The sequence below is a fragment of the bacterium genome (assembly GCA_021108215.1).
Lineage (GTDB): Bacteria > Oederibacteriota > JAAXVQ01 > JAAXVQ01 > JAUVAV01 > JAIORK01.
In genome coordinates this window covers 1-1,521 of sequence record JAIORK010000003.1, presented here as the reverse complement: position 1 = coordinate 1,521, position 1,521 = coordinate 1, and the positions used below count along the sequence as shown (strand labels likewise).

Below are 1,521 nucleotides of genomic sequence, written 5' to 3'. Positions count from 1 at the left end.
AATGGTAATGGATATCTAGTCAAAAGCCGGGGATATTTCTCCCAATTTAATTTTGCTTTCTGTGACCGCCGACTAAGCCATTTTCTCCAGGTTCTTCTTACCACCCAGTAAAACTTGCCTAGATTTTTGCTGTTGCCGATAATCCCATAATAGCTGTAGTGTCCAAGCATTTTCTTTCTAAGTGTTTGTTGCTGTTCACTTACCGGCAAGTGCCGCCATTTCCTGCACCATTCCTTTATTCTTTTCAGTGCTCGGCTTAGTCTGGTCTTTGCCGTTTTCTGCTTGACCATCCACGTTTTCTTTTGGGTTTGTCCCCAGTAATGTGTGAATCCCAGAAAATCAAATGTTCCTGATCCTTTATGACCTCTTCCGTCAGGTTTATCCGATTTGTCCGGATGATTGAATTCTACTATCCGAGTCTTTTCTGGATGCAACTGTAATCCATATTTCTCGAATCGTTTTGGCAGCACTTTCATCACTCGCTTGACGTCTGCTTCGTTCGTGAATCCTAGAATGAAGTCGTCCGCAAACCGAACCTCAAATGCCTTACCTTTCAATCGTGGCTTCACTTCTCTCTCAAACCATTTGTCCATTACTTCATGCAAGTAGATGTTTGACAGCATCGGTGATATAACTCCGCCCTGGGGTGTTCCTGCTTCAGGACGTGTTATCTGACCTGCTTCCATCACTCCTGCTTTTAACCATTTCCCAATTAGTCTCACAATTACACCATCGCGTATCCGCTGGCGAAGTATTTCCCTCAACTGGCCTTGGTCTATTGTGTCAAAGTATTTTCTTATATCTACCTCTAACACCCAGCCACCGCCCATGGTGTATAACCTTTTCTGAATTTCTGATACTGCCTGATGGGCCGACCGTCCAGGCCGGAATCCATATGAACACTCCAGAAAATCCTGCTCATAGACACTTTCCATGCTCATTACTACTGACCTCTGGAGCACCTTATCCTCAAATGTCGGTATGCCAATCGGACGCTTTTCGTTCTTGCCCTTTGGTATATATACCCGACGCACTGGAGGTGCGCAGTACTTTCCGCTTTTTGCTCTTTCCAGCAGTGATCTCAGATTTTCTTCCAGGTTCGTTTCATATTCCTTGGCTGTTTGACCATCTACCCCAACTGCTCCATCTTTTCGGGTAAGATAATAGGCCTCCTTCAACCAGTTCATATCCATGTGGTGGGCTAGTGACACAAAGCTCCTCTTCGGGTTTCTTTTCGCCAGTTCTGATATTCGCTCTTGTTTTGTTGACACTAGCTCGGATTCCTGTGTATCCGTCATGTTTCCCTCCAGCGATTCCATTTTCCGACTTCCGCTTCCCTCCACTGGGTTCCTTCGGCTTGGTTCCCCTGCTTCACAGGTACTATCAGAAGCTCCGACGCCTGTTATCCTTTTGTCCGCGCTTCGTTGCCTTCGTTTGGACATACCATCCGTGTGCACCTTGTTCGCTTTTCCGTCTGCCTGGCACTAGCTGACAAAAACCTGGAGATTTCGGTTTTCCACC

1 protein-coding gene is annotated in these 1,521 nt (G+C 46.2%); it reads right to left on the bottom strand.

What is annotated here, in order from left to right; genetic code table 11:
• Positions 1-1,298, bottom strand: a 1,298-nt coding sequence (gene ltrA, locus K8S19_00870; protein MCD4812237.1) for a group II intron reverse transcriptase/maturase, incomplete at its 3' end; no start/stop codon positions are given.
• Between the last annotated feature and the right edge of the window lie 223 nt (positions 1,299-1,521).